We start from the raw sequence: 22,636 nt of genomic DNA on the forward strand, positions 1-22,636 counted from the left end.
TGGGAAAAAACATCTATTGTTATAAACTAATTCTCTACTGACTGATTATTGGGCATGAAAAAGTACATCGCTACACGAATGGCCACAATGTTCGGAGTTTTGATGATTACATTATTGATTACAATTGCATTAGTAGGCTCCAACATGGATACAATTCTAAAACAAGGGATTGTTTTTCAAGTAAGATCTGAGATTACAGAGAATCCAGCCATTGCAGAAAGTTTCTCTTCAGTGGATGAATTTGAAGGATTTATTCAAAATCAGATTGATCAAAGAATCCAAATTTTAGGACTTGATGACCCCTGGTATTCACCTCAAAGAATTGGGGTAACAATGTACAAAATAATGCTGCTAGATTTTGGAAATGCGACATTTCTAACAAGTGATGAAGGATCTTCAGATGTAAAAGACATCCTATTTGAAAAACTCCCTAGAACAGTTTTGTTATTTACAACTGCAACAATCATCATATCAATTATAGGAATATTCCTGGGTGCTTTTTCTAGCAGTAAAGTTGGTTCAACAATTGATAGAATTACTTCAAGTTTTGCAATAATTAGTTCTAGTTTTCCCGTATGGTGGATAGGAATGCTAATGATCTTCCTGTTTGCATTTACATGGCAAATATTTCCTGCAAGAGCAACACCGGACATTCCATCATCAGATCCGACATATCTACTATCCTTACTATACCACATGGCATTACCATTAATTACAATTGTAATGATTGGGTTTGGTTCATGGGCATATCTGGTAAGAAATTTCATGGTGGGAATTATGCAAGAAGATTTCATCATAGCAAAAAAAACCATAGGGATTAATCAAAAGAAAATAATTTACACACATGCACTCAAAAATGCAGCCCCACCAATTGTTACAATTTTAGCTCTCAGTTTATCAGGGTCTCTTGGAGGAGCGATAATTACAGAAGCTGTTTTTGATTGGCCCGGAATGGGAAGACTGTATTTTGAAGCAATTACAGTAATGGACTTGCCTGTAATTATTGGTGCAACATATCTACTTACAGTATTTTTCCTAATTAGCATATTCATTGCAGATTTACTGTATGGCTATTTTGATCCTAGAGTGAGGACAGGTCAATGAGTAACATTACACCTCAGGAAATAAAACAAGAATTCATCAAAAGTAAGATGGGAATTGCAGGGATTTCAATTCTTTCAATCCTTGTCATAACATCAGTCATTGCAATGATCAGTATCCCTATTGAAACATTTCAAGAATGGAATAATCCAGGAAATTGGATTTCAAATCCAAAAGTCGCAATTCCAATTTGGGTAAATATTTTCATGGTTGAAAAAATCCCTGAACACAAAATTTTGAAAAATCCAAATATTGAAAAAAGATCAAATGCAGAGATAAATCTCACATCACATCAATTTGGATTAAATTATGATTACGATGATTTTCCAAATGATTTCATCTATGAATTCTCCACAGAGTATTCAGGATCACCTCTACTGCAAATGTCAGTAATTAGACCAGATGGAATTAAACTAGATTTGCTAACAACATCACTGCCATATTCTGATGGAAAAACTATACACAATGAAAGGATTTTCTCCACGGATAATTCAATAAAGAAAAACCTATTTTTACAATCAGAGAAATTTGAATTTGCATTTGAAAGACTGTCTACAGAAAACATTGTCTTTTCCAAAATTCAAACAAATGAGCCTTTGAAAGGAAATTATATTTTTTTAATTGATATGTATGGAGCAAATTCTGAAATACAAATTCAGGAATCACAATTAATCATCGGAGGCAAAGCATTTGGAATAATGGGAACTGATGAATTACGACGAGATTTAGCAATTGGACTTTTGTGGGGAACACCACTTGCATTGTTCATAGGATTAGTAGTTTCAATTGCATCAGTGGTGATGGGTTTGCTTTATGGAGTGTATGCAGGATACAAAGGCAAAAAGACAGATGAGACCATGATGAGGTTTAATGATGTAATTTACGCATTGCCAGCATTGCCATTTTTAATCATCCTATCAGTGACAATTAGCAATAGTATTTTTGTCATGGTAGGATTTTTAACAATTTTTGGATGGGTAGGCATTGCTAAAGTTGCTAGAAGTATGTCACTCCAAATCAAAACTAGAGGCTATGTAGATGCAGCAAACATGATGGGCCAGAAAGATTCCAAAATCATCTTGAAACACATAGTTCCACAATTATTGCCATATGCATTTGCAAGTATTGCAATTTCAGTTCCAGCTGCAATTACAACTGAAGCAGGGTTGAGTTTTCTAGGATTAGGAGATCCATCTTTTCCCACATGGGGACAAATTTTACATGATGCCAATACGTTTGGAGCAGCATCTAGAGGAATGTGGTGGTGGATTATGCCTCCTGGAATAATGATTGCCATTACAGGATTAGCTTTTGTGTTTATTGGGAATGCACTTGATGCAATAGTTAATCCAAAATTGAAAAGATAGTAAATTAGAGATCGAATTTTCGAATTAATTCAATAGCACCATCATTTAGTTTAATTGAATAGCAGGCTGAATTTTTATCATTAATTGCTGCCAAATTGTTGGCAAATACTTTTTTGCTGTGACCGCCATATGATGCCTTATCTGATTCATCAAAGCAAATAGACATTTGTTTCATGTTTTGGTTATTTTTTAGAAGAAATGCAATAAACTTTTGATAGTTATCAGTGTCAAACCAGTCTATGTTTTTTTCTTCACTTATTCCAATCCAAATTTCAATAGAGTTCTGATATAGAACTTTTTTTCTTAATTCTTCTAATGCCATCTCTAATCAACTAAAAGTCTGCTCTTTGCATTTTAGAACCACATCGTGGACAAGTGCCGCCTTTGTGCTTGTTATTACAAACAAGGCAAACATATCGAACTCCACTAGATCCTCCCTGTGAACCCATACCAAAGAATCCACCACTGCCAGTTCCTGAATCTCCACCATAATTACTGCCATTACTCATTTGTCTTCGCCTCATAATCATAGGCAACAAAATGAAAATTGCCATTACTGCACCTATGCTGATATACCATGGAACACCAAGATATCCAAGACCAATTTGTAACCCAATACTAAACACCAAAGAAGCACCTAGGAAAATATAATATCTTTTTAGCTGAGGATTCAATTCAATAAAAGTATCTTTAAAACGGATATAAAGTTTCTTCAGTTTTTTTCAGGCTGGTCAGCAGGTTTTTTGTAAAATTATTCAATAGAAAGTGGAATAGTATTTCCATTACTATCCCATGCAAAAATAGAATCATCATCATATGGAGATTTGACAATCATTGAAACCAATCCAAAGAAATTATGCAAATCAGTTACTGAAGGTTCTGCAGAACCACTTGGATGAGAATGCACAATTCCAACATAACTCATATCAAAAGGTAAAAAAGAATGTGGGAATCCTGCAAAAGTAGGTCCAGTTTCACTAAAAGGCGGAATAACTAATCCATCTATTTTGATTTCACCGTTTTTTGATTTTCCTTTTAAAATTAAAATTCCTTCATTAGGATGTTTCATTTGACAAAAGGACAATATACTATCAAGAACTTCTTTTTTCAATAAAACTTTGCGTTCATATTTTTTCTTGTTAAATAACATATCAAGTATTCAGTATAGAACTAATTTAATTTTAAGATGTTAAAACAGTATATCGAGTATTAGAAAATTGTCTTAGTTTTTGTTCAATTTCAGAGACTAGTTCAGGGATTTTTGAATCAATTTCATTAATTTCACCTTGAAAAGTTTCAGATTTTAGTTGTGATTCATCCAAGGCGGAGGTATTTTTGGCAAGATCATTTTCTAATGAAATTAATTCTTTAGGCATCAGGGAATTCAGGTCATTTTGGATCTTTTGATATTTTTTATGGTACTCTGAAACTTGGTGCACAAATACATCCAAGGACTCTTCTGTTTCAGTTATCTGAGAAAATGTTTTCTCAACATCCTTTACAGAGATAGAACCCGATGAAACTCCTTTTCGGACATTTTCAAGTATAGTAATAATAGAATCCTTATTTTCACTAGTCATTATATCAAATGGCTCAGAAACTAAATTAGATAGAATGCTTTTTTGATCCTTATCTAATGATGAAGCATATTCATATCTACTTAGAGGACGAGAGATTTTTGTAAATTGTGTGTTAATTTGATTTTTGATTTTAGATTTTCCATTTACGTGTGTATCTAAAGTGTTTTTTAAGTTTTGATATTTTTTATAATTGTCAGAGGACTTTATCTCATCGATTTTTATTTGAATGGACGATATTTTTTCATTTAGTTTAATCGTATTTTTTGTAATATCATCAATTTTTTGAGATTGCTCTTTACGTAACTTTGTAAAATTTTTAATTTGCTTTATGATATCAAGTGTTTCTTGAGAAAGGGACTTGGTAGAATCATAATTTTTCAATAAATCATTAATTTCAGAGTGATTGGAATTCATCACTGAAAGATTTTCTTTTAGTTGGGATGCATATTTTTTGGCAAAAATATGAATTACTCTAGTTTGACGTCCCAACACATCACCCACTTTTTTAAGAATAAGACTCAATACAGAATTTAATTTTTCAGCATCTTCAAAAGAAGATATTTTTGGTAATGAAACAACATCTTTTTTGATCATATCAATAACTTGTTTTTTACCTCTAACTACAATAATTGCCAAATGTTTGTCTACATCATCCATGTTGAGATTATCTTTTTCAAGGACATTACCGATTTTCATCAATTCTTCAATTAGAGGAACAGTTTTGTTTCTCAGATTATTTATTTCAGATAAGGTTTGGGACTTTCTCAAATTAGAAAGATCATTTATAATTTTTGGAACATCTTCAAGTGAAATTTCCTTATTTTGAGGTATTTCATCAACAGATGTATCTTCTTGTTTCTTTTTCCCCCATCCAAAGACCATTTGATATTATTCTCTTCAGGGGATTAAAAATGGTTGTTCAGCTAAAATTTAAAATTGTGCAATATCACGATAGGAGTATGGTAAAAAAGGCACATCATACTGGAACGGTTAAAAAAACAATCAGGATTAAAGCATCAAAAGATAAGGTTTGGAGAAAAATTAGCAATATTGTAGGATTGCCCACATGGGTTGTAGATGTTAAAAAAACAGTATACTTGACAAAAAAGAAAACAGACGTAGGCGCTATTAGATTAATCACATTTGAAGATGGTAATAAAATTGAAGAACATGTTGTTGCATGGAAAAAAAGCAAGTATTTCACATATATCGCAACTGAAGGATTGCCATTAAGAGCATATGTTGCAACAATTTCAATCAAACCAAAATCTAAAAATTGGGTAGAGTTGACATGGCAATCATATCTTAATAGTGAGAAAATGTCTGAAAAAGAATTTTTAGATTTTATAGTGTTTTTGGCAGCATTTTATGAAGCATCACTTGAAAATCTCAAGGCATTACTTGAAAAATAACACTAGTAAATTTCAAGGTCAAAATGTAAATACGATAAATCAGAAAAAAAAATATGAGTGACATGAGATTTATCATTATAGGGATTGCCCTAGTCTTTGTAGGATTTCTCATCCTAGGGATATTTGGAGAGAATTTTCAAGCCGCCACTCTAGAATCAAATGAGTTTGGAACATGTTACGAATATTCCGATAATTCCCCCCCAGTAGAAATTAATTGTTCATTTAAGATATTTGACCAGACCGTATTCTTTGGTTTCATTTTAGGATTCATTGCAGCTGGAATTCTTTCGCTCATTAAAGGAGTTAGAGGAGATTGGGATAACAGAGTTAAACCTGAAGATATTGTAGGACCAGGGAATAATCAAAACGATAATTCCAAGAATCCAGACAAGGATTAATTCTGTTTTTTAGATTTTAGTTTCTCTAATTTTTCATCTTCCATTTTCTGGAAATATACTTCTTCATAAGGCATTTTTTCTCTATTCCACATTACAAAATTTACATTTAAGCTTGAAGAATGATTTGTACTAGTTCAGGCTAAAAAAAGTATAAATTCTAAGATTCAGACTCGATGATGTTTTTCATTGAATTGAACATCTCACCCAGTTCATTCATTCTTTGATCAAATTGAACATCAGTCAGTTCATCAGGTTTGTTCAAAGTAATTACAACTTCAGAAACATCACCGTTTGAAACAACTCTCATTGGAACATCCCATTTAGATTCTTCATCAACATATTGATGATCTAAAATTCCAAGAGATTTATTTTCAGCAAATTTTAGCATTGATTTTCCATGAGGTCCAGTAAATGACCACCAACCAGAATCATTGATTTTTGCATCAGGCATCATTTTTGGAGGTATCCTCAAAATTGCATCAAATGCATCGCCTGTTTTCTTTTCTACAGAAAATGTAATAGTTCTGGATCTGCCCATGACATGAATTTCAAATAATGATTAAAAAAGATATAGTAGTAATCATCAGGCACAATAATACTATTTATTTAAAAATTCTTTGATCTTTTTGAGATTAGTAACATTGGATTCATGAAACATCACCATTGATTCAGATAAAGAAGTAGGCAATACAGATTTAAGATTATTAACTAATTCATCGCCGCTGGAAATCATATTATCAATTAATTTATCGATTTCGTTTTTCTCATCAACCATTAGAATTACTAGGGATCTATTCTTAATTATCTTTTTTTATCAGAGTAGAAGTAGCACGTACGTTCTTTAGTTTTTGAATATTCCATGAAACAATTTCTCTTATTTTTTCAAAATTTTCTGCTTGTAATTTTACCATCATATCATGAGTACCAATGGTTTCAAAAACATCAACTACCTGTTCAAGTTCTTTGAGTTGTTCTATAATTGCCTCTTCAGCACCAAGTTCACAATTTAGCATCACATATGCATCAGTCATGAAATAAACAATAAACTATGATTATTTAAAGCTGGAGAATTTCAGTTATAGATTACCACTTTACATGAACCAAATCTTTGAGATTTCTTCTAGGTTTAGCAAACTTTGTTTGTTCAGGATATCCTATGCAAAGGACAGATGAGGGGACTAAATCAGTTTCGATAGCATCCATTACTTTTTGTTCATCAAACATTCCAATCCAAATAGAACTTAATCCTAAAGCTTGAGCAGCTAGTTGCGAATATCCTGCAGCAAGAGTTGCATCCTGAATGGCAAATTTTTTCAAAATATCATCAGGGAAATCAAACTTTACTCTAGAAGGATTTTTGCAGAAAACTAACACAACAGGTGCATCAACGTATGGTTGTTTGTTACACGCCTCAACTAGGAGTTTTTTTATTTTTGGACTTTTGATATAAAATACTTCAAATCCTTGAAAGTTTCCTGCTGTTGGAGCAGTATCTGCTGCTGCAATTATTTTATCAACCTTGGTAGTTTCAACAGGTTTGTCAGAGAATTTTCGAGTAGAACGCCTCTTTGCCATTACTGCAAACAAATCAGTGTCGACAACTTCAGTCGGCCCAGAAGTTAAAATGAAATCAAGTAATTGATTTCGGATATTTGGATTATCAGAAACAGGGATATCATCAGGTTCATAACCTAAAGGAAAAATTTTTTCTGGTTGTTTTTCTGAACCCATAAGATACTTGTAAAAATATCATATTAAAGAATTATAAAAATTACAAATAGTAGAAATTAATCATTCTGCTTCAAATTTATCACAGCCAGATGTACATGGTTTGTTCATGACACCCTCACATGCACCCAAATCATTGTGCATTATTCGATGATGACCACAAATTTTACATTTTTCCCGAAAATGAGAAATCAATTCAGCATTAGAAAGATCAGAATCTTGAATTTTTGATTCAATCTCAGATGTCATGGTAATTTTGAGCAATCATGTTAGTTTAAACATTTTGAATAAATTATAAAATAAAAGATCAAGAATGGCAATGTAGAAATTGGAACCTCATCGTAAATTCAATTTGGGGCGAGTCAGACGTTATTTTGAAGATAAGGGTCAGATGCCTTTTAAGACCATCTTTTTTGTTTTAATTCCCTCTCCCAGCACAAGATTCACAACTTGAGAAAAGGAGATGGATTCATTGGTATTTAGAATAAGATTAGATTGAATAGCTCTAAGACTTTTGGATATATCTCCATCCATGCTTATAGTTACTCGAACAAAATTTGAATTATTTTTTCTTGTTAACTCATCAGAATAGTATGTATTGCATTTTTTAGAACAAAAAATGGCATTTTTTACAAGGGAATTTTTTCCACAATATTTACATTTCATGATATTAAACAAACATGGATTAATTCTCTATATATCTCATTTTTTCTTATTTTAGATTTAATGTTGTAACATACTTCTAGAGATTATACCAATTTTTAGAATAATATTCAAAATGTGAAATTATTTGTACTGGTAGTTTCCCAATCAACCTATGAAAGGAGATTTACCCGCTGAATGTCTAGACTGCGGGGAACAATGTACGTATTCTAAAAAACTAGGTCAAACTCATTCAGATTATTTGAAAAAACATCGATGTCCAAAATGTGGAGCATTTGCATTAAAAACTAAAAGTTTAGAAATTTAATTCTGTAGGAAACAAGTTATGGGATTGGAGAATCAAGAATTCCATTCGCTACAAAAATCATCAATAGTACTGGAATTCCAGTACCTAAGAAAATTCCAGTTAAAACTAAACGATCTATTCTATCCATAGTATATTAAAAATTAATTTTATTGTTTCTATTATACCTTCATGTATTTCATTATAATTTCAAAAGATGAAATTAGTATGTCAAGTACGCCGAGAGAGGGATTCGAACCCCCGCACGCTTGCGCGTAGCCGTTTTCGAGACGGCCGCCGTACTACTTGGCTATCTCGGCATCTATTCTCAGAATAACTCCATAATAAAGCAAATCAGAAAAAACAATAAAGATCAAAGATGATCAATATCAAATAATTCATCATTGAATTTCTTTTTGATTTGATCCTTTGTTCTATTCCATTTCTCATCACTTACAGTGTTTGAAAAAATAGAGTGAAACCCATCAAATGCATCATCATCTAAATTAGAAACAATTTCTTGTTTTTCTAATTCATTAAATGGAAAATAAGAAACAATTTTGGAAATAGTTTCATTAGAATCATATTTTATTTCAAAAATTTTGTCTTTCAGATGTAAAGGCAAGTCAACTGGCAATAATCATCAAGAGATTATCTGTATATTAAAATCGATTTCAAAAATCATAATAAAACATCGATCAAAGTTAAAAGATAAACACAAAATACCTCATAGACGCAACAAATTCTATGGGACTAAACCTAAAGGATTTGGTAGTAAGAGAGAAAACCACCCTAGAGGCATTTTCAAATAAAGTAATTGCAATAGATGCATACAATGCAATTTACCAATTCTTGGCAAGTATTAGAGGCCCAGACGGATTACAATTAACTGATTCTGAAGGAAGAATTACCAGTCATCTAAGTGGATTACTGTATAGAAATGTGAATTTTCTTTCATTAGGAATTCAACCAGTATATGTTTTTGATGGAAAGCCACCATCATTGAAAACTGCAGAAATTGAGCGAAGAAAGCAAATCAAAAGAGATGCCACTGTGAAATATGAAAAAGCTATTGCAGAAGGAAATATGGAAGATGCAAGAAAATTTGCACAACAAACAACTAGTATGCGAGATGGGATGGTAAAAGAATCAAAACAATTTCTAACATATTTTGGCATCCCATACATTGAAGCACCATCAGAAGGTGAAGCAACTGCAGCACATCTAACAAACACAGGACAAGCATATGCATCAGCTAGTCAAGATTATGACTCCATATTATGTGGAGCAAAAAGACTAGTAAGAAATTTTACAAGTAGTGGAAGAAGAAAAATTCCAAATAGAAATACGTACATCGATGTATTGCCAGAAATTATTGAGACTCAGAAAACACTAGATGGAATTGGATTAACCAGAGAAGAACTAATTGATGTTGGAATTTTAATTGGAACTGATTTTAATCCAAATGGATTTGAGAGAGTAGGTCCAAAGACTGCAATGAAGTTAATTAAACAGCATTCAAGGTTGGAAGACATCCCCCAAATTCAAGAACAGTTATCAGGAATTGATTTCCAACAAATACGAAAAATATTCTTAAATCCAGAAGTAGCAGATGTCGATGAGATTGTGTTTAATGAAGTAGATTATGAAGGAGTCATGAAGTATCTTAAAGAAAGAAGTTTCTCCGAAGACAGAATCCAATCTACTTTAAACAGATTGAAAAAAGCATTGGAGAAAAAGAGTCAAAATCTCGATCAATGGTTCTAAGATTTCAATTTAATAACTAGTCAATATAATTTTAAAAAATGACTCAAACAGAAGCTAGGAAAACTCTGAAAGACGCCCCAATAATGTGGAGAAGAATCAATTCCATAGGCGTAATTTTGGATTGTAATTCAACATATGCGGCAAATCTAGGCTATGCAAAATCAGAAATTCTTGGGAAACCAATCTTTGAGCACGTACCAAAAGACTCTTGGGGAGACATGAATAATTCACTAAAAATATGGTTTGAGACAGGTAAGGTGACAGATAGAAAAATAACCTTCAAAAAACAAAATGGAGATACTTTTTCAGGATTATTACAGGCAACTAGTCTATATGATGAAAATAAAAATCTGTTAGGAAGCAATACAGTGATTTTTGATTTAGCACAAATGTCAGATGAAAAAATAAAAGAATATGAAGAATTTTTCAAAGAATCAATCAAAAGATTAGAGGAAATTAAAGAAAAAGAATACGATCAATTTGATGAAAATTCAAAATCAGAATATGATGGACTAAAGGAAATGTTTGAAATGTTATCTAAAATTAAATTAGATGATTTAAAAAAATAGTTATTTGGAATGTGCTTTAATAGATTTTTGCAATTCATCAAAAACTTGTTGAACTTCAGTTACTGCAGTACCATCTTCTAAAGTACTGACATCACCTATTTTTTCATTATTTCCAATTGCTTTTAGTAATCGCCTCATTATTTTTCCACTACGAGTTTTAGGTAATTTAGAAACAAAATAGATTTGTTTTGGAGTTGCAATTGCACCAATATCAGTTCTAATTTTATTTGATAATTCTTTTTCTAAAATATCAGTGTCATTAGAAACACCTTGTTTTAGTACAACAAATGCAATAATCACCTCACCTTTAACTTCATCAGGAATACCACATGCCGCAGATTCTGCAACACTTGGATGAGAAACCATGCAACTTTCAAGTTCAGCAGTACCAATTCTATGACCTGCAACTTTGAGAACATCATCTGCACGACCTAACAACCAAATATAATCATCATCATCTTTCATAGCATAATCACCAGGATAGTAGCAATTTTCATATTTTGACCAGTAAACTGTCTTGTATTTTTCAGCATCACCCCACAATGTCAAAAGCATTCCCGGCCAAGGATTCTTGATTACAAGATATCCTTTAGTATTTGCAGGAACATCATCTCCATTTTCATCAACTATAGTGATATTTACGCCTGGAATTGGCAGAGTTCCTGAACCAGGCTTTAGTGGAATAGTCTCCAATCCAGGCAGAGAAGAGATTAGCATTCCACCAGTTTCAGTTTGCCACCAAGTATCAATAATTGGGCATTTTTCTTTTCCTATAGTTTTGAAATACCATTTCCAAACTTCAGGATTTATCGGCTCCCCAACTGTTCCAAGTAATCTTAATTTCGATAGATCAAAAGAATTTGGAATATCATCTCCAAATTTCATAAACATTCTCAGAGCAGTTGGAGTTGTGTAAAAAATTGTAACGTTATATTTTTGTAAAATTTTCCACATTCGGGATGGATCAGGAAAATCAGGTGCTCCTTCATACATCACTTGTGTTGCACCATGAAGAAACGGAGCATAAACAACATAACTATGTCCAGTTACCCAACCAATGTCAGCAGTACAAAAAAATACGTCTGAATCTTTAATGTCAAATGCCCATTTGAATGTCGAATACAAATGTGTCAAGTATCCCCCAGTACCATGTAACACACCTTTTGGTTTTCCTGTAGTTCCCGAAGTATACAAAATGTAAAGAGGGTGATCACTAGGTAATTCTTCAGCAGGACAAGAATCTGAAACACTGTCAATTAATTCCGTCCAGAGTTTATCTTTAGATGACATTGAAATTTTATTTTTTGCTCTCTCAAATACTACCACATGTTCAACAAAATCCAATTCGCTTATTGCTTCATCAATTACATCCTTTAGTGGAACAATTTTCCCCCGTCTGTATCCACCATCAGCAGTAATGATGATTTTGGAGTTTGAGTCAGTTACTCTGTCTTTAATTGATGTTGCACTAAACCCTGAAAAAATTACAGTGTGGATAGCACCAATTCTAGCACATGCTAACATTGCAATTGGTAGTTCTGGAACCATCGGAAGATAAATTGTAACTCGGTCTCCTTTTTTGACACCGAGGGATTTTAGTACATTTGCAAACTTTTGTACTTGAGTAAACATCTGCCCATATGTGAGATTTCGTGATTCCCCATTTTCCCCCTCCCATAGAATTGCAGATTTATCAGATTTTGAGGCCTGATGGATATCTAGTGCGTTATAAGAGGCGTTAATCGTGCCTCCAACGAACCATTTGGCAAATGGAGGTTTCCAATCCAGCGTTTTTTCCCAAAGAGAGAACCAGGACAAATTCTTTGCCTGTTCATCCCAAAACGATACAAAGTCAGCATCAGATTTTTTTCTTAAAGTATCATCATTATTTCCAAGCCCAATATTAAAAATCTCAGACATCAAAAAGTGTATGAAGTTAGATCTTTCTAAGTGTTAAAAAATAATATAAAAAAATTATTGTGCTTCCATTCTTGCAAGCCAATCGTTATCATTGTCGTCGTTTGAAGTTTCTGCTGTCACCTGTTGGGGTGGTTCTGGAAATGCAAATGCTACCTCAGATTCTTTTGGAGGTTCTGGTATAGGGGTACTAGGTGCCTCAATTAGTCCTGAAGGTATTATTGTTGATTCGACTGGTACTTCTGGAAGTATTGTCTGAACAACTTGTTGTTCGTGTTCAGTGGTCTCCAGATATGAACGGGCTGATTCTTGGATGTCTGGTGTTGAAGGGGCTGTTATCTGCTGCACTTCCAATTCAAGGTCTGCAATTCGGCTCTTTACATTTGCGATTTCTGCTGTTTCGTGAGTTACATGCTCAATTACCTCAGTTGTGCATGATTTCACAGTCTCAAATGTTGCATCAGAGATTTCATTGCTCTTAAATTGTACTTTTGCATCAAACGATAACATTTTTGCAGACTTCATTTGATCATCTAACTCTGTCAATCTTGTTTCAAGTATTGCTTTGATTTCACGTTCTGTTTCATCTAATGATACAAGTTTTGACTTGTATTTTTCATGAATGATTTCTGCATCTGTTTTCATGTCATCATTTTCAGAAACTATGTCAATCAATGCTTTCAATCGACGTAGAGTTAATTGTTTTTCACGAATGAGTCTTTGTGAGTCGAGTCTCCATTTTGGAATAAATATAACAACTTCTCCTTGAACGACTAGTTGCTCATATTGGATTTGCTGTAATCCTTGTGAACCGCAGTCAATTCCGACGGATTGAATACTTCCGTCAAAGTCAGTTATTGTTCCTACGACTTTACCCATGAATGTTCCGTACATGTCTTTGACATTTTTACCGATAATTTCGATATCGTCGTTTGTCATGTGTGATACTTTAGAGATTTGTATAACCGGCAAAGTGTAAGAAATAGTTTTAGTTTTAGTAAGATTAAATTAACTAACTCAGCATCGCCTGAAATTTAGCAATTTTAAAATTTAGAGACAAAATAGTAGGCTCATGATTCAAAAAGAAGAACTTGAACAAATTTTGAATTTTGTCGCAAGTCGATGGACTGAAGCCACAAAGGATCCAAATAACAAAGCAATGGAGACATTACCAAATGATTTCTGGATGAATTCAATTGGAGGAAAAACAGCTAAAAAAGGATTCTGGGTTACAACGCTTCTATACACTGAAAATGAAGAAGATGCAGAAGGATTCAAGCAAGTGTTATTGAGATGGCAAGCAAAAGGTCAAGACAAAAATAGAGACAAAGGACCCGATCTGATTCAAATTGGAAAAAAGAAATAGACTATTAATAATTGTGAAACAGCATATTCGTAGTGTCTGAATTCTCAATTAAAGAAAAAAATATTCTGTCAGATCACTTTTCAAACACGGAAGGCAATGTCTTTGCAATAATTACTCCACGACAAGTTGATCGTGGTGCATTGATGTCAAGATATAGTAGAACAGACAAAAGCATGAGACGAATTTTCCTTGACGAATTTTTACAAAATAAAACTAGAGGTGAAGAATTTTACAACAGAGTTCTCTTAGAGTATGGTGATGATTCTGTTGCAGAGTTAGGAGAAGCACAAATTGCCATTGAAGGATTATCAAACATTGCAGTAAAAAAAATTGAAGATAGAAGAATAGGATTATCATATTTAGAAAAATCATCAAGATATGTTGCATGGAACAAAAAAGAAAATGGAAAGTATAGATTTTACAGAGATCCTGAAATAATGAAATCTCGTTTTGCAGATATGTATGAGGAGAGTTGTAATTTTTCATTTGATGTTTATTCAAAAAACATTGAACCAATGATAAATTATGTCAGAGAAAAATATCCAATTGAAAAATATAGTTTCAAAGATTCAAAAGATGGAAAAGAGAAATTGTTTTCAAAATTAAAAAATGAATCAGATATAAAATCTGCAAACATGATCTATAGAGGGTCAACTAAAGCCAAAGCTCTCGATATTCTCAGAGGACTTTTACCTGCATCAACTTTGACCAATGTTGGAATTACTGGAAACGGAAGAGCGTTTGAATATCTACTTACTGTGTTAGGTTCATCTGAACTAAAAGAAGAGCAAGATTTAGCCTCAAAAATCAAAAAAGAACTGGATACTACAATCAAATCATTTGTGAGACGAGCAGATGACAAATATGGAAAAGCATTCCAAAAATATCTCAGAGATATAAAAAACAAATCAAAATCAATCACATCTAAAGAAATTAAATCAAATCCAAAGAAAGGCACAGTTACTAAACTGGTATACTATGAATCAGAGAAAAATTCTATTGACACAATAATTACAAGTATTATGTATGAACAGTCACCTAGCACATCATACCAAGATATACTACAACAAGTAAAAAAAATATCAAAAGACAAAAAAATTAAAATCATTAATGAATTTACAAAAATCCGTACAAATAGACGTCATAGACCATCAAGGGCCTTTGAAAATATCTATTATACTTTTGATTTATGTAACAATTTTGGAATGTTTAGAGATTTTCATAGACACAGGGCACTTACACTTGAGAGACAATTACTAACAACAGATCATGGATACAGCATTCCAAATGAAATTAAAGTTTTAGGAATTGAAAAAGAGTTCAAAGACTGTATGAACAAAACAAAAGAAACATTTGATAAGATTAGAGTTAAACTTCCAGAACAAGGGCAGTATGTCGTAAACTTTGGATACAACTACCCATATTTTATGAAAATGAATTTAAGAGAAGCATGTCACTTAATCGAATTAAGAACCGTTCCACAAGGACATGTAGATTATAGAAGAGTTGCACAACAAATGTTTAAACAAATTAACAAAGTTCATCCAAATCTCAGCAAAATTATGAAATATGTTGACATGAAAGAATATGATTTAGAAAGATTTGAATCTGAAAAAAGAACTGAAGAAAAGCGAAAGAAATTAAAAAAATAGAAAAATATACTAATATCAGAATAATTAAAAAATATCATGACAGAAAAAATTGTGAAAAAACCTGAAGAATGGAAAGAACAGTTAACTCCTGATCAATATGAAATTTGTATCAATCATGGAACAGAGCCACCATTTACTGGTAAATACAACAATACCAAACTAGAAGGAGCTTTCAAATGCACGTGCTGTGGTGAAGAATTATTCTCATCAGATTCAAAATTTGATTCAGGGTCAGGATGGCCAAGTTTCTGGAAACCAATATCTGAAGAAAAGATAGAATACGTTTCAGATAATGCATATGGGATGATTCGTACTGAAGTTAATTGTAACAAATGCGGAGCACACTTAGGTCACGTATTTGACGATGGCCCTCAGCCTACAAATCAAAGATATTGTATTAATTCAATTTCATTACAACATGAAAAAGATGATGATATACAATAGTCATCAATTAACAAAGGCGTGTTAATTGTGAAAGAATATTCAAAAATTATTAATAAAACACAATTAAGGATAATAAAATCAAGAAGAATATTATGAACCACAAAAACGAAACAAAAAGGAAAGAAATGATTTGAGAATCATATTATGCGGTTTTGGGGTTGTAGGTCAAAGCTTGGTAAAATTATTTGAATCAAGAGCAGATGATCTATATGCAAAATATGGATTAAAGCCAAGGGTGGTAGGAGTCTTCGATAGTAAAGGAAGTGCAGTAGACCCATCAGGATTAAATTTTAGTAAACTAATTGATGCAAAGAAAAATTTTGGAACGGTAAAAAATTATTCAGATTCTAAAAATTCAATGTCTGGAATTGACATGCTAAAAAACGTAGAAGCTGATGTGTTAATTGAGACTACAGCAAGCAATTACAAAGATGCAGAACCTGGAATGACTCACATAACTACTGCTATGAAAAAAGGCATGCATGTGATATCTGTAAATAAAGGGCCACTGGCATTAGCATTCCCATCATTGCTAGAACTTGCAACATACAATCAAGTGATGTTTAAATTTAGCGGGACAGTTGGAGGCGGAACTCCAATTCTAGATTATGCAAAAAATAGCCTTAGTGGTGAAAGAATTACATCATTTGCAGGAATTCTCAATGGAACTACAAATTACATTTTAACAAATATGGGAACAGGTGTAACTTATGAAGAAGCTCTCAAAGATGCAAAAGACAAAGGGTATGTTGAAGCAGATGAATCACTAGATTTAGACGGATTAGACGCTGCAGCAAAACTAGTCATCCTTGCTAATTGGATTATGGGAATGAAAGTGACACTTCCAGACATCAACTGTACAGGAATTAGAAAAGTCACAGTAGATGATATCAAAAAGGCTGCCAAAAATAATTGTGCAATTAAACTAATCGCATCTTGCAACAAAGAACTTGTTGTAGGACCAAAAGAAGTATCAAACGATGATCCACTCTGTGTGAATGGAACATTAAACGCAATTGCTTTCACATCTGAGCATTCAGGCACCCAGACAATTATCGGTAAAGGTGCAGGAGGCATGGAAACTGCTAGTTCAATTCTCAGGGACTTGTTAGACATTAGACAAGAGATTGCCAGAGATTGAAGTCCAACTTAATTTCCAAAAGTGAAACTAGCACACTGCTAAAAACAGTTTCAGAGAAATGGGGAATGGAACTTCCTAAAATGAAAAATGTTAAAGTTCATCAAATTTTAGATGATGCACAAATTATCACAGGAGACGGATTAAAAATACTTAAAGTTGATGAAGATTATTTTCCATTTTTATCTGAAATTGAAATGTTAGAAAAATTTCCAACAGTTACAGTTGACATGGGAGCAGTGAAATTTATGTGTAAGGGGGCAAATTTGATGAGGCCAGGAATTAAAAAATTTACAGAGTTTGAAAAAGATAAGATAGTATGCATTGTTGAGGAATCTCAACACAAGTTTTTAGCAGTTGGAAAGTCATTGGTAAGTAGTTCAGAACTAGAAACCATGGAAAAAGGAGAGGTTATAAAAAATATGCATTACATCTCAGATAGATTCTGGGAGACAGGAAAAACCATTTACGATTAAAACTAATTTTGAAAAAAGAATTTTTTATTTAATGTCTTCTGTAAATTCTTCAGTACCATCTTTAGTGATCACGAGGATATCCAATCCATCACCACTAGCAGAATCTCTAAGAGCTGCTGAACGGACTGCCCGTTTTGCCAAATCTACGGCTTCATCTCTACTCATGTTTGGTTTGAATTGAGGATCCAAAACACCCAATGCCATTTCTGCACCAGTTCCTACTGCTGCATAATCATCAGGAAGTACTGAACCTAATGGGTCTAATGTGTACATGATTGGTTTGTCGACGACACCACCAACAATTACCTGAGTTAGTAATGGGAAGTATCTTCTCTCATACATCATATTGGACATCATTTTGGCCACTGTATTTGGAGGAACATCTCTTTTGAGTTCCATTTTTCTAATTTTAGCTAAAGCAGAAATTTGTAATGATAGAATTTGCATGTCGGCTACAAGACCAGCACAGGTTGCACCAACTTTGTTAGTAATAGGAAATGTTTTCTTTGTGGATTTACTTACCAAAAAGTTTCCAAATGCGATCCTTTTCTCACTTGCGAGAACAATACCACCATCAAAAGTAATTCCAACAGCAGTTGCTCCTGGCATATACATTGACATATTTCAAATAATTTTGCCGCATAATAAAGGGCTTTCTACATTTAACGTGTAATTTGTGGGCAAAATAATTATACTGAAAATTCAAGGTAGACTCATGACCTCTGCTGAAATTCGAGAGAAAATTCTAAACGATGTAGTGTTCATGGGTTTAAGATCTGCAATTGGTGTGATCTTTATTCTTCATGGAATTTCAAAGTTTAGTTCAGGATTTGCAGAGAATTTGCCAAACATGGGGTTGCCTGCAGAATTACAAATTCCAATCGCATTAGCAGAACTAGTTCCAGGAATTTTACTAATCATCGGAGTTCTAAGTAGACTATCTGCATCATTAATTTCAATCATTATGCTTGGTGCAATTTTCATGGTCAAAGGAGCATCAAGCATTACAGGTAAAGGAGGAGTGGAATTAGATTTAATTTTACTTGCAGTAGCACTTGTAATTATGATAGTAGGCCCAGGTAGAATATCACTTGCTCAAGCTATCAAAAAATTACCTAGATGTCTCCACTAGGAATTTCCAAAATTATTCATTATCTCACACATACACTTTGTAGTTTTCTTTAACAAATCAATTCTTGCAAATTCGTTTGGCGAGTGAATTCTTGAAAACATGTATGTGCTTCCAATAGATATGCAAGGGGCATTTAGAATTTCAACAAATGGATACATCGGACCAGTACCGGCATTTGAAACATTAAGAATAGATTTACCAAATGACTTGTCTGCCGCATCCTTTACTTGAGATACAAAAGGATTGGAAGAATCAGTCCTAGCAGCTGCCTCACCGTGATATACTTTGATACCAACATCGGAAAATCCTTTTGATTTTAAGTGGTTTTTTAATCGTAAAACTTGTTTTTTAGGATCCATTTTAGGGATTAATCTAAAGTCAATCTTCACAAGGGCACTGCCAGGAAGAACAGTTTTTGCACCATCACCAATGTATCCTGAAACAAAACCTGCAATGTTACAAGTTGCCCCTCCAACTAGAGCCTTTTTTGCATCCATCCCTTTTTTGTTTCCTACAAATGACTTTATTCCAAACTCTTTTTTGAATACACTTTCATCAAAGGGTTCCTCTCGTATTATTTTCAAATCATTTTTTGAAAAAGATGATACTTCATCATACCAGCCTTTAACGAGGACTTTGCCATCAGAATTTCTCAGAGTATTTACAACCTCAATTAAACGCCATGCCGGATTTTTAATCAATACTGCCAAGCTTGAATGTGCATCTCGAATGGATTCTTTTACAGATAATTCAACAAAGAGTAATCCTTTCATTCCAAGTCCAATGATGGGTCTATTTTTTGCATCAACATATCCAAATTCCCAAATTACTCCATCGCATGAAAATTTCTTTTTGTATTTTTTCAAATATTCTTCAATGTGTGCACTACCTGTTTCCTCTTCACCTTCAATTACAAATTTTATGTTGCAAGGTACATCACCTGTTGTTTTCAGATAGGCTTCTACTGCTTTGATTCGAGTAATTAATTCGCCCTTGTCATCAGTTGCACCACGTCCAAAGATTTTGTTGCCTTTTTTTGTACCACTAAATGGAGGATCATCCCACAGATCAAAAGGTTCTGCAGGTTGGACATCATAATGATTGTAAAACATTAGAGTTTTTTTGGGATTTTGTTTTGATTTTATTTCACCATATACAATTGGTGCAACTCCTTTCTTTGATCGTAAAATTTCTGATTTGACTCCAGATTTTTTTAGTAATTTTTGAACCAAAACGGCACATTCCTCAATTCCCTCATTTTTTGCAGAAACACTTGGTTGACGAATTAGTATTTGTAAATCTGAAACAAGTTCATCCATGTGAGAATCTACATACTTTGTAGGAATCATTTTACTCACACAATTCTATCAAAAGGCTTCATTACAGATGGAATTTCATCTAAAAGATCCATCGAAGTCATGTGCAATCCTAATCGTTTTTGGGCGGCTTTTCCTGCCAATCCATTGATGAATGTGGCAGCTGCTGCAGATTCTAAAGAATTTCTATTATTTGATAACAATCCTGCTACTAATCCAGACAAAACATCTCCTGTTCCACCAACGGTCATTGCAGGAGTTTTTTTCTCATTAAGATAGGTAGTAGTGCCATTAGATACAATATCAGTTGCACCTTTCAATAAAACAGTAATTCCAAATTCTTTTGCTTTAGATTCCACAAGTTTCATTCTTTCATTTTTTGTGTTTGGTGGAACATCTCCAAACAATCTTTTGAATTCTCCGGCATGTGGAGTTACTACAACATTCTTGTTTGCCAAAAATGGTAAAACATCAGGAATTAATGCACTGGCATCTAGGGACAATCTAACATCCCTATCAAGTAAAGACTTAACAAAATGTAACAGTGAATTTTTTTCTTGAATTGCCAATCCCATTCCAATTGTTGCTGAATGTAAATTACGTGGCAAAGCACCAATCAATTTGTTTACTGCACCTAATGTGAGTTTTTGATCAACTAAAGGAATTACAATCAAATTTGGAGAAACTGCACGAGTTGGAGTAACGTTAACTTTGGGAACAGATGTGTAAACTAGATCAGTTCCGCATTTCAATGCAGCAAGTGAAGATAATATTGGTGCGCCATGGTAAATGTAACTTCCACCAACAACTAGAACAATTCCATTATCACCTTTTCGGGATTTTGATTTTCGGGCAGGAATGAATTTCTTAACAATTGCAGCAGTTAGATTCTTCCTCACCATACCATACACTCTAAAAAATAGATGAATAAATCTTGTTTTAAAGTATCAAGAAATGACTAGGCAGATTTTTTACTTGTCTTTTTTGTGATTTTTGCACTAGTCTTTTTTACGGGTTTTGTGCTAGTTTTTTTAACAATTTTTGAAGGAGTTTTCTTTAAAGATTCTGAAACTTTTACTGCTTCTGCAGATTTTCGAGCCTCTCTACCAAAAAATGCCTTCCTTGCAAAGCAAAGATAGGTAGTATGCCCAATTCCCTGGAAGGAATGTCTGGTTTTCCCTTCTCGGGCCTCTATATTTCGAATTATATGTTCAGTGGATTCAATGTCAGTGAATTCATTTTCAACCAATGCCATGGTTAATTTTTCTAATTGGTTCATCGTGGGGCAAATAGCAAACATAGTTCCACTTCCCTTTAACATCTGTCTAACTTGAGGGATTACAACCCAAGGATCCCCTAAATCAATAATTGCCATATCCATTTCTTCCAAAGGCATTTTTTTAGCAGTTTTTAAATCAAGATTATGTTGAGTTACATATTTTGAAACTCCTGCTTTTTTGATATTTTTCTCAGCAATTTTCATAAAATTTTCATCTACATCAAATGTGTACACATGTCCACGAGGTTTTACAACACTAGCTACAAACGAAGTAAACGAACCACTGCCAGTTCCAATCTCTAAGATTTTTTGTCCATCACCAATCCCAGCTCTTGCAATAATGTATCCAATATCTTTAGGATACACAATTTGTGTTCCATGTTGGATTTTCATTACATAATCATACATTGTCGGCTCCAAAAGATAGACGTACTTGTCCTTGTTTGTCATCAATCTAGAACCATATTCTTTGCCAATTGCATCAGAGTGCTTGATTATACCAATGTGAGTGTGAAAGGATTCTTTTTTTGAAATTTTAGTCAACCATTTTTTGGAATTGTTATAGAAGAATAATACCGGAGAATTATTCTTAATTTTAGCCATATATTTTGCCTCAAATTTTTAGATAAGAATCTACTGGTTTTTCTTAACTTTTCACCCATATCGGATATACGGACTTGCAATAAGCTTAAGTTTGGAATTCCTATAGGGAATCAGTGGGTGTTAGAACAAGTGTATTTTCAACAAAAGAATTGGCAATAATCATTGGAATTTCAGTTATCGCCTCATCAATATTGTATATCAGTTATGTCACAGGTAAATGAATAGAATCTAAATCCACTTTGTTGATAATTATCCAGAATTAATGAACACCGTGGAGTTTGTCACCGTAATCATTTCTGCCATTTTAATTGAAATGTTCTCTTTTTTTGAAATTTTCAAAATTTCATCATGGTGTTCTTTATTCAAATGTTTTAGAAATTCGTCTTCATCAACATTATTGCACTTGAAACTACACGACGAAAAAATACAGTTAAAATTCAACAAT

Annotated in this window: 28 protein-coding genes, 1 tRNA gene and 1 pseudogene; 13 read left to right on the forward strand and 17 right to left on the reverse strand. The window is 33.2% G+C overall.

Translation table 11 applies throughout. The annotated features are described in order from the left end of the window. Positions 1 to 54 precede the first annotated feature (54 nt). Positions 55 to 1,104 carry an ABC transporter permease gene (locus ACW9W4_RS07510; protein WP_457761850.1) on the forward strand — a complete coding sequence of 350 codons (1,050 nt, stop codon included), beginning with the start codon at positions 55 to 57 and terminating at the stop codon, positions 1,102 to 1,104. Further along, positions 1,101 to 2,468 carry an ABC transporter permease gene (locus ACW9W4_RS07515; RefSeq protein ID WP_457761851.1) on the forward strand — a complete coding sequence of 456 codons (1,368 nt, stop codon included), beginning with the start codon at positions 1,101 to 1,103 and terminating at the stop codon, positions 2,466 to 2,468. The genes ACW9W4_RS07510 and ACW9W4_RS07515 overlap by 4 nt, the downstream gene beginning before the upstream one ends. A 4-nt stretch (positions 2,469 to 2,472) precedes the next feature. Here ACW9W4_RS07515 and ACW9W4_RS07520 read toward each other — a convergent pair whose 3' ends face one another. The 4 genes from ACW9W4_RS07520 to ACW9W4_RS07535 all read right to left on the reverse strand — a co-directional run bounded on the left by ACW9W4_RS07520 (position 2,473) and on the right by ACW9W4_RS07535 (position 4,930). Beyond that, complete coding sequence (locus ACW9W4_RS07520) at positions 2,473 to 2,790, reverse strand: hypothetical protein (RefSeq protein WP_457761852.1); 318 nt, start codon at positions 2,788 to 2,790, stop codon at positions 2,473 to 2,475. A gap of 10 nt (positions 2,791 to 2,800) precedes the next feature. Further along, positions 2,801 to 3,142, reverse strand: a complete 342-nt coding sequence (locus tag ACW9W4_RS07525) for a hypothetical protein (RefSeq protein ID WP_457761853.1) — start codon at positions 3,140 to 3,142, stop codon at positions 2,801 to 2,803. Between the two features lie 77 nt (positions 3,143 to 3,219). After that, entirely contained in the window at positions 3,220 to 3,618 is a 399-nt protein-coding gene (locus tag ACW9W4_RS07530; RefSeq protein WP_179362023.1) for a Mov34/MPN/PAD-1 family protein, read from the reverse strand. 31 nt (positions 3,619 to 3,649) lie between these two features. After that, the gene (locus ACW9W4_RS07535) at positions 3,650 to 4,930 is read right to left on the reverse strand and encodes an exonuclease SbcC (RefSeq protein ID WP_457761854.1); all 1,281 of its coding nucleotides are present in this window, start codon (positions 4,928 to 4,930) and stop codon (positions 3,650 to 3,652) included. Between the two features lie 77 nt (positions 4,931 to 5,007). Here ACW9W4_RS07535 and ACW9W4_RS07540 point away from each other — a divergent pair, with 77 nt between their 5' ends. Then, positions 5,008 to 5,460, forward strand: coding sequence for an SRPBCC family protein (locus ACW9W4_RS07540; protein WP_457761855.1), 453 nt, complete (start codon positions 5,008 to 5,010; stop codon positions 5,458 to 5,460). A 62-nt stretch (positions 5,461 to 5,522) separates the two neighbouring features. Then, on the forward strand, positions 5,523 to 5,858 hold the full coding sequence (locus tag ACW9W4_RS07545) for a hypothetical protein (protein ID WP_457761856.1): 336 nt from the start codon (positions 5,523 to 5,525) through the stop codon (positions 5,856 to 5,858). Between the two features lie 157 nt (positions 5,859 to 6,015). Here ACW9W4_RS07545 and ACW9W4_RS07550 read toward each other — a convergent pair whose 3' ends face one another. Genes ACW9W4_RS07550 through ACW9W4_RS07570 form a run of 5 tightly spaced genes read right to left on the reverse strand, consistent with a single transcriptional unit; the run spans position 6,016 to position 7,835 of the window. Next, entirely contained in the window at positions 6,016 to 6,396 is a 381-nt protein-coding gene (locus ACW9W4_RS07550; RefSeq protein WP_457761857.1) for a hypothetical protein, read from the reverse strand. 60 nt (positions 6,397 to 6,456) lie between these two features. Further along, positions 6,457 to 6,633 carry a hypothetical protein gene (locus tag ACW9W4_RS07555; RefSeq protein WP_457761858.1) on the reverse strand — a complete coding sequence of 59 codons (177 nt, stop codon included), beginning with the start codon at positions 6,631 to 6,633 and terminating at the stop codon, positions 6,457 to 6,459. Positions 6,634 to 6,655: 22 nt separating this feature from the next. Then, positions 6,656 to 6,889: an Lrp/AsnC ligand binding domain-containing protein gene (locus tag ACW9W4_RS07560; protein WP_179362028.1), complete on the reverse strand. Its 234-nt coding sequence runs from the start codon at positions 6,887 to 6,889 to the stop codon at positions 6,656 to 6,658. Between the two features lie 52 nt (positions 6,890 to 6,941). Then, positions 6,942 to 7,589 carry a nitroreductase family protein gene (locus ACW9W4_RS07565; protein ID WP_179362029.1) on the reverse strand — a complete coding sequence of 216 codons (648 nt, stop codon included), beginning with the start codon at positions 7,587 to 7,589 and terminating at the stop codon, positions 6,942 to 6,944. 60 nt (positions 7,590 to 7,649) lie between these two features. Beyond that, positions 7,650 to 7,835: a hypothetical protein gene (locus ACW9W4_RS07570; protein ID WP_179362030.1), complete on the reverse strand. Its 186-nt coding sequence runs from the start codon at positions 7,833 to 7,835 to the stop codon at positions 7,650 to 7,652. Between the two features lie 568 nt (positions 7,836 to 8,403). Between ACW9W4_RS07570 and ACW9W4_RS07575 the strand changes: the two genes are divergently transcribed. After that, a complete protein-coding gene (locus tag ACW9W4_RS07575; RefSeq protein WP_179362032.1) occupies positions 8,404 to 8,556 on the forward strand; it encodes a hypothetical protein in 153 nt (50 codons plus the stop codon). A 214-nt stretch (positions 8,557 to 8,770) separates the two neighbouring features. Here the strand turns inward: ACW9W4_RS07575 and ACW9W4_RS07580 are convergent. Both ACW9W4_RS07580 and ACW9W4_RS07585 read right to left on the reverse strand, forming a co-directional pair. Continuing rightward, positions 8,771 to 8,852: transfer RNA gene (locus tag ACW9W4_RS07580), tRNA-Ser, on the reverse strand. Positions 8,853 to 8,905: 53 nt separating this feature from the next. Further along, a complete protein-coding gene (locus tag ACW9W4_RS07585; RefSeq protein WP_457761859.1) occupies positions 8,906 to 9,169 on the reverse strand; it encodes a hypothetical protein in 264 nt (87 codons plus the stop codon). A 110-nt stretch (positions 9,170 to 9,279) separates the two neighbouring features. On the opposite strand from ACW9W4_RS07585, the gene fen reads away from it, so the two are divergent. Together fen and ACW9W4_RS07595 are read left to right on the forward strand one after the other, a co-directional pair. Next, complete coding sequence (gene fen / locus ACW9W4_RS07590; protein WP_457761860.1) at positions 9,280 to 10,299, forward strand: flap endonuclease-1; 1,020 nt, start codon at positions 9,280 to 9,282, stop codon at positions 10,297 to 10,299. Positions 10,300 to 10,337: 38 nt separating this feature from the next. Continuing rightward, positions 10,338 to 10,868 carry a PAS domain S-box protein gene (locus ACW9W4_RS07595; protein WP_457761861.1) on the forward strand — a complete coding sequence of 177 codons (531 nt, stop codon included), beginning with the start codon at positions 10,338 to 10,340 and terminating at the stop codon, positions 10,866 to 10,868. On the opposite strand, the gene acs is transcribed toward ACW9W4_RS07595, so the two are convergent. Then, a complete protein-coding gene (gene acs, locus ACW9W4_RS07600) occupies positions 10,869 to 12,788 on the reverse strand; it encodes an acetate--CoA ligase (protein WP_457761862.1) in 1,920 nt (639 codons plus the stop codon). A gap of 54 nt (positions 12,789 to 12,842) precedes the next feature. Continuing rightward, positions 12,843 to 13,724: a CdvA-like protein gene (locus tag ACW9W4_RS07605; RefSeq protein ID WP_457761863.1), complete on the reverse strand. Its 882-nt coding sequence runs from the start codon at positions 13,722 to 13,724 to the stop codon at positions 12,843 to 12,845. Positions 13,725 to 13,857: 133 nt separating this feature from the next. On the opposite strand from ACW9W4_RS07605, the gene ACW9W4_RS07610 reads away from it, so the two are divergent. The 5 genes and pseudogenes from ACW9W4_RS07610 (at position 13,858) to ACW9W4_RS07630 (ending at position 17,861) form a co-directional block, all read left to right on the forward strand. Further along, the gene (locus tag ACW9W4_RS07610) at positions 13,858 to 14,151 is read left to right on the forward strand and encodes a hypothetical protein (protein ID WP_179362039.1); all 294 of its coding nucleotides are present in this window, start codon (positions 13,858 to 13,860) and stop codon (positions 14,149 to 14,151) included. A gap of 32 nt (positions 14,152 to 14,183) precedes the next feature. Further along, positions 14,184 to 15,803 carry an FAD-dependent thymidylate synthase gene (locus tag ACW9W4_RS07615; RefSeq protein WP_457761864.1) on the forward strand — a complete coding sequence of 540 codons (1,620 nt, stop codon included), beginning with the start codon at positions 14,184 to 14,186 and terminating at the stop codon, positions 15,801 to 15,803. A 36-nt stretch (positions 15,804 to 15,839) separates the two neighbouring features. Beyond that, complete coding sequence (gene msrB, locus ACW9W4_RS07620) at positions 15,840 to 16,247, forward strand: peptide-methionine (R)-S-oxide reductase MsrB (protein WP_457761865.1); 408 nt, start codon at positions 15,840 to 15,842, stop codon at positions 16,245 to 16,247. 121 nt (positions 16,248 to 16,368) lie between these two features. Continuing rightward, a pseudogene (locus ACW9W4_RS07625) lies at positions 16,369 to 17,388 on the forward strand (homoserine dehydrogenase); the annotation flags it as partial. Then, a complete protein-coding gene (locus ACW9W4_RS07630) occupies positions 17,385 to 17,861 on the forward strand; it encodes a PUA domain-containing protein (protein WP_457761866.1) in 477 nt (158 codons plus the stop codon). The pseudogene ACW9W4_RS07625 and the gene ACW9W4_RS07630, both read left to right, overlap by 4 nt. A 24-nt stretch (positions 17,862 to 17,885) precedes the next feature. On the opposite strand, the gene ACW9W4_RS07635 is transcribed toward ACW9W4_RS07630, so the two are convergent. Next, positions 17,886 to 18,482 (reverse strand): proteasome subunit beta, encoded by a 597-nt coding sequence (locus tag ACW9W4_RS07635; protein WP_457761867.1) that lies wholly within the window; start codon positions 18,480 to 18,482, stop codon positions 17,886 to 17,888. Between the two features lie 94 nt (positions 18,483 to 18,576). On the opposite strand from ACW9W4_RS07635, the gene ACW9W4_RS07640 reads away from it, so the two are divergent. Beyond that, the gene (locus ACW9W4_RS07640; protein WP_457761868.1) at positions 18,577 to 18,993 is read left to right on the forward strand and encodes a DoxX family protein; all 417 of its coding nucleotides are present in this window, start codon (positions 18,577 to 18,579) and stop codon (positions 18,991 to 18,993) included. On the opposite strand, the gene ACW9W4_RS07645 is transcribed toward ACW9W4_RS07640, so the two are convergent. From ACW9W4_RS07645 to ACW9W4_RS07655, 3 genes are read right to left on the reverse strand one after another with little or no spacing between them, the layout of a single operon-like run. Further along, a complete protein-coding gene (locus ACW9W4_RS07645) occupies positions 18,990 to 20,342 on the reverse strand; it encodes a M20/M25/M40 family metallo-hydrolase (protein ID WP_457761869.1) in 1,353 nt (450 codons plus the stop codon). The two genes, ACW9W4_RS07640 and ACW9W4_RS07645, sit on opposite strands and share 4 nt — an antisense overlap. A gap of 5 nt (positions 20,343 to 20,347) precedes the next feature. Next, on the reverse strand, positions 20,348 to 21,211 hold the full coding sequence (locus ACW9W4_RS07650) for an NAD(P)H-hydrate dehydratase (RefSeq protein WP_457761870.1): 864 nt from the start codon (positions 21,209 to 21,211) through the stop codon (positions 20,348 to 20,350). A gap of 56 nt (positions 21,212 to 21,267) precedes the next feature. Continuing rightward, the gene (locus ACW9W4_RS07655; protein WP_457761871.1) at positions 21,268 to 22,191 is read right to left on the reverse strand and encodes a tRNA (adenine-N1)-methyltransferase; all 924 of its coding nucleotides are present in this window, start codon (positions 22,189 to 22,191) and stop codon (positions 21,268 to 21,270) included. Positions 22,192 to 22,636 lie beyond the last annotated feature (445 nt).

The sequence above is a fragment of the Candidatus Nitrosopumilus sp. bin_7KS genome, from assembly GCF_054095835.1.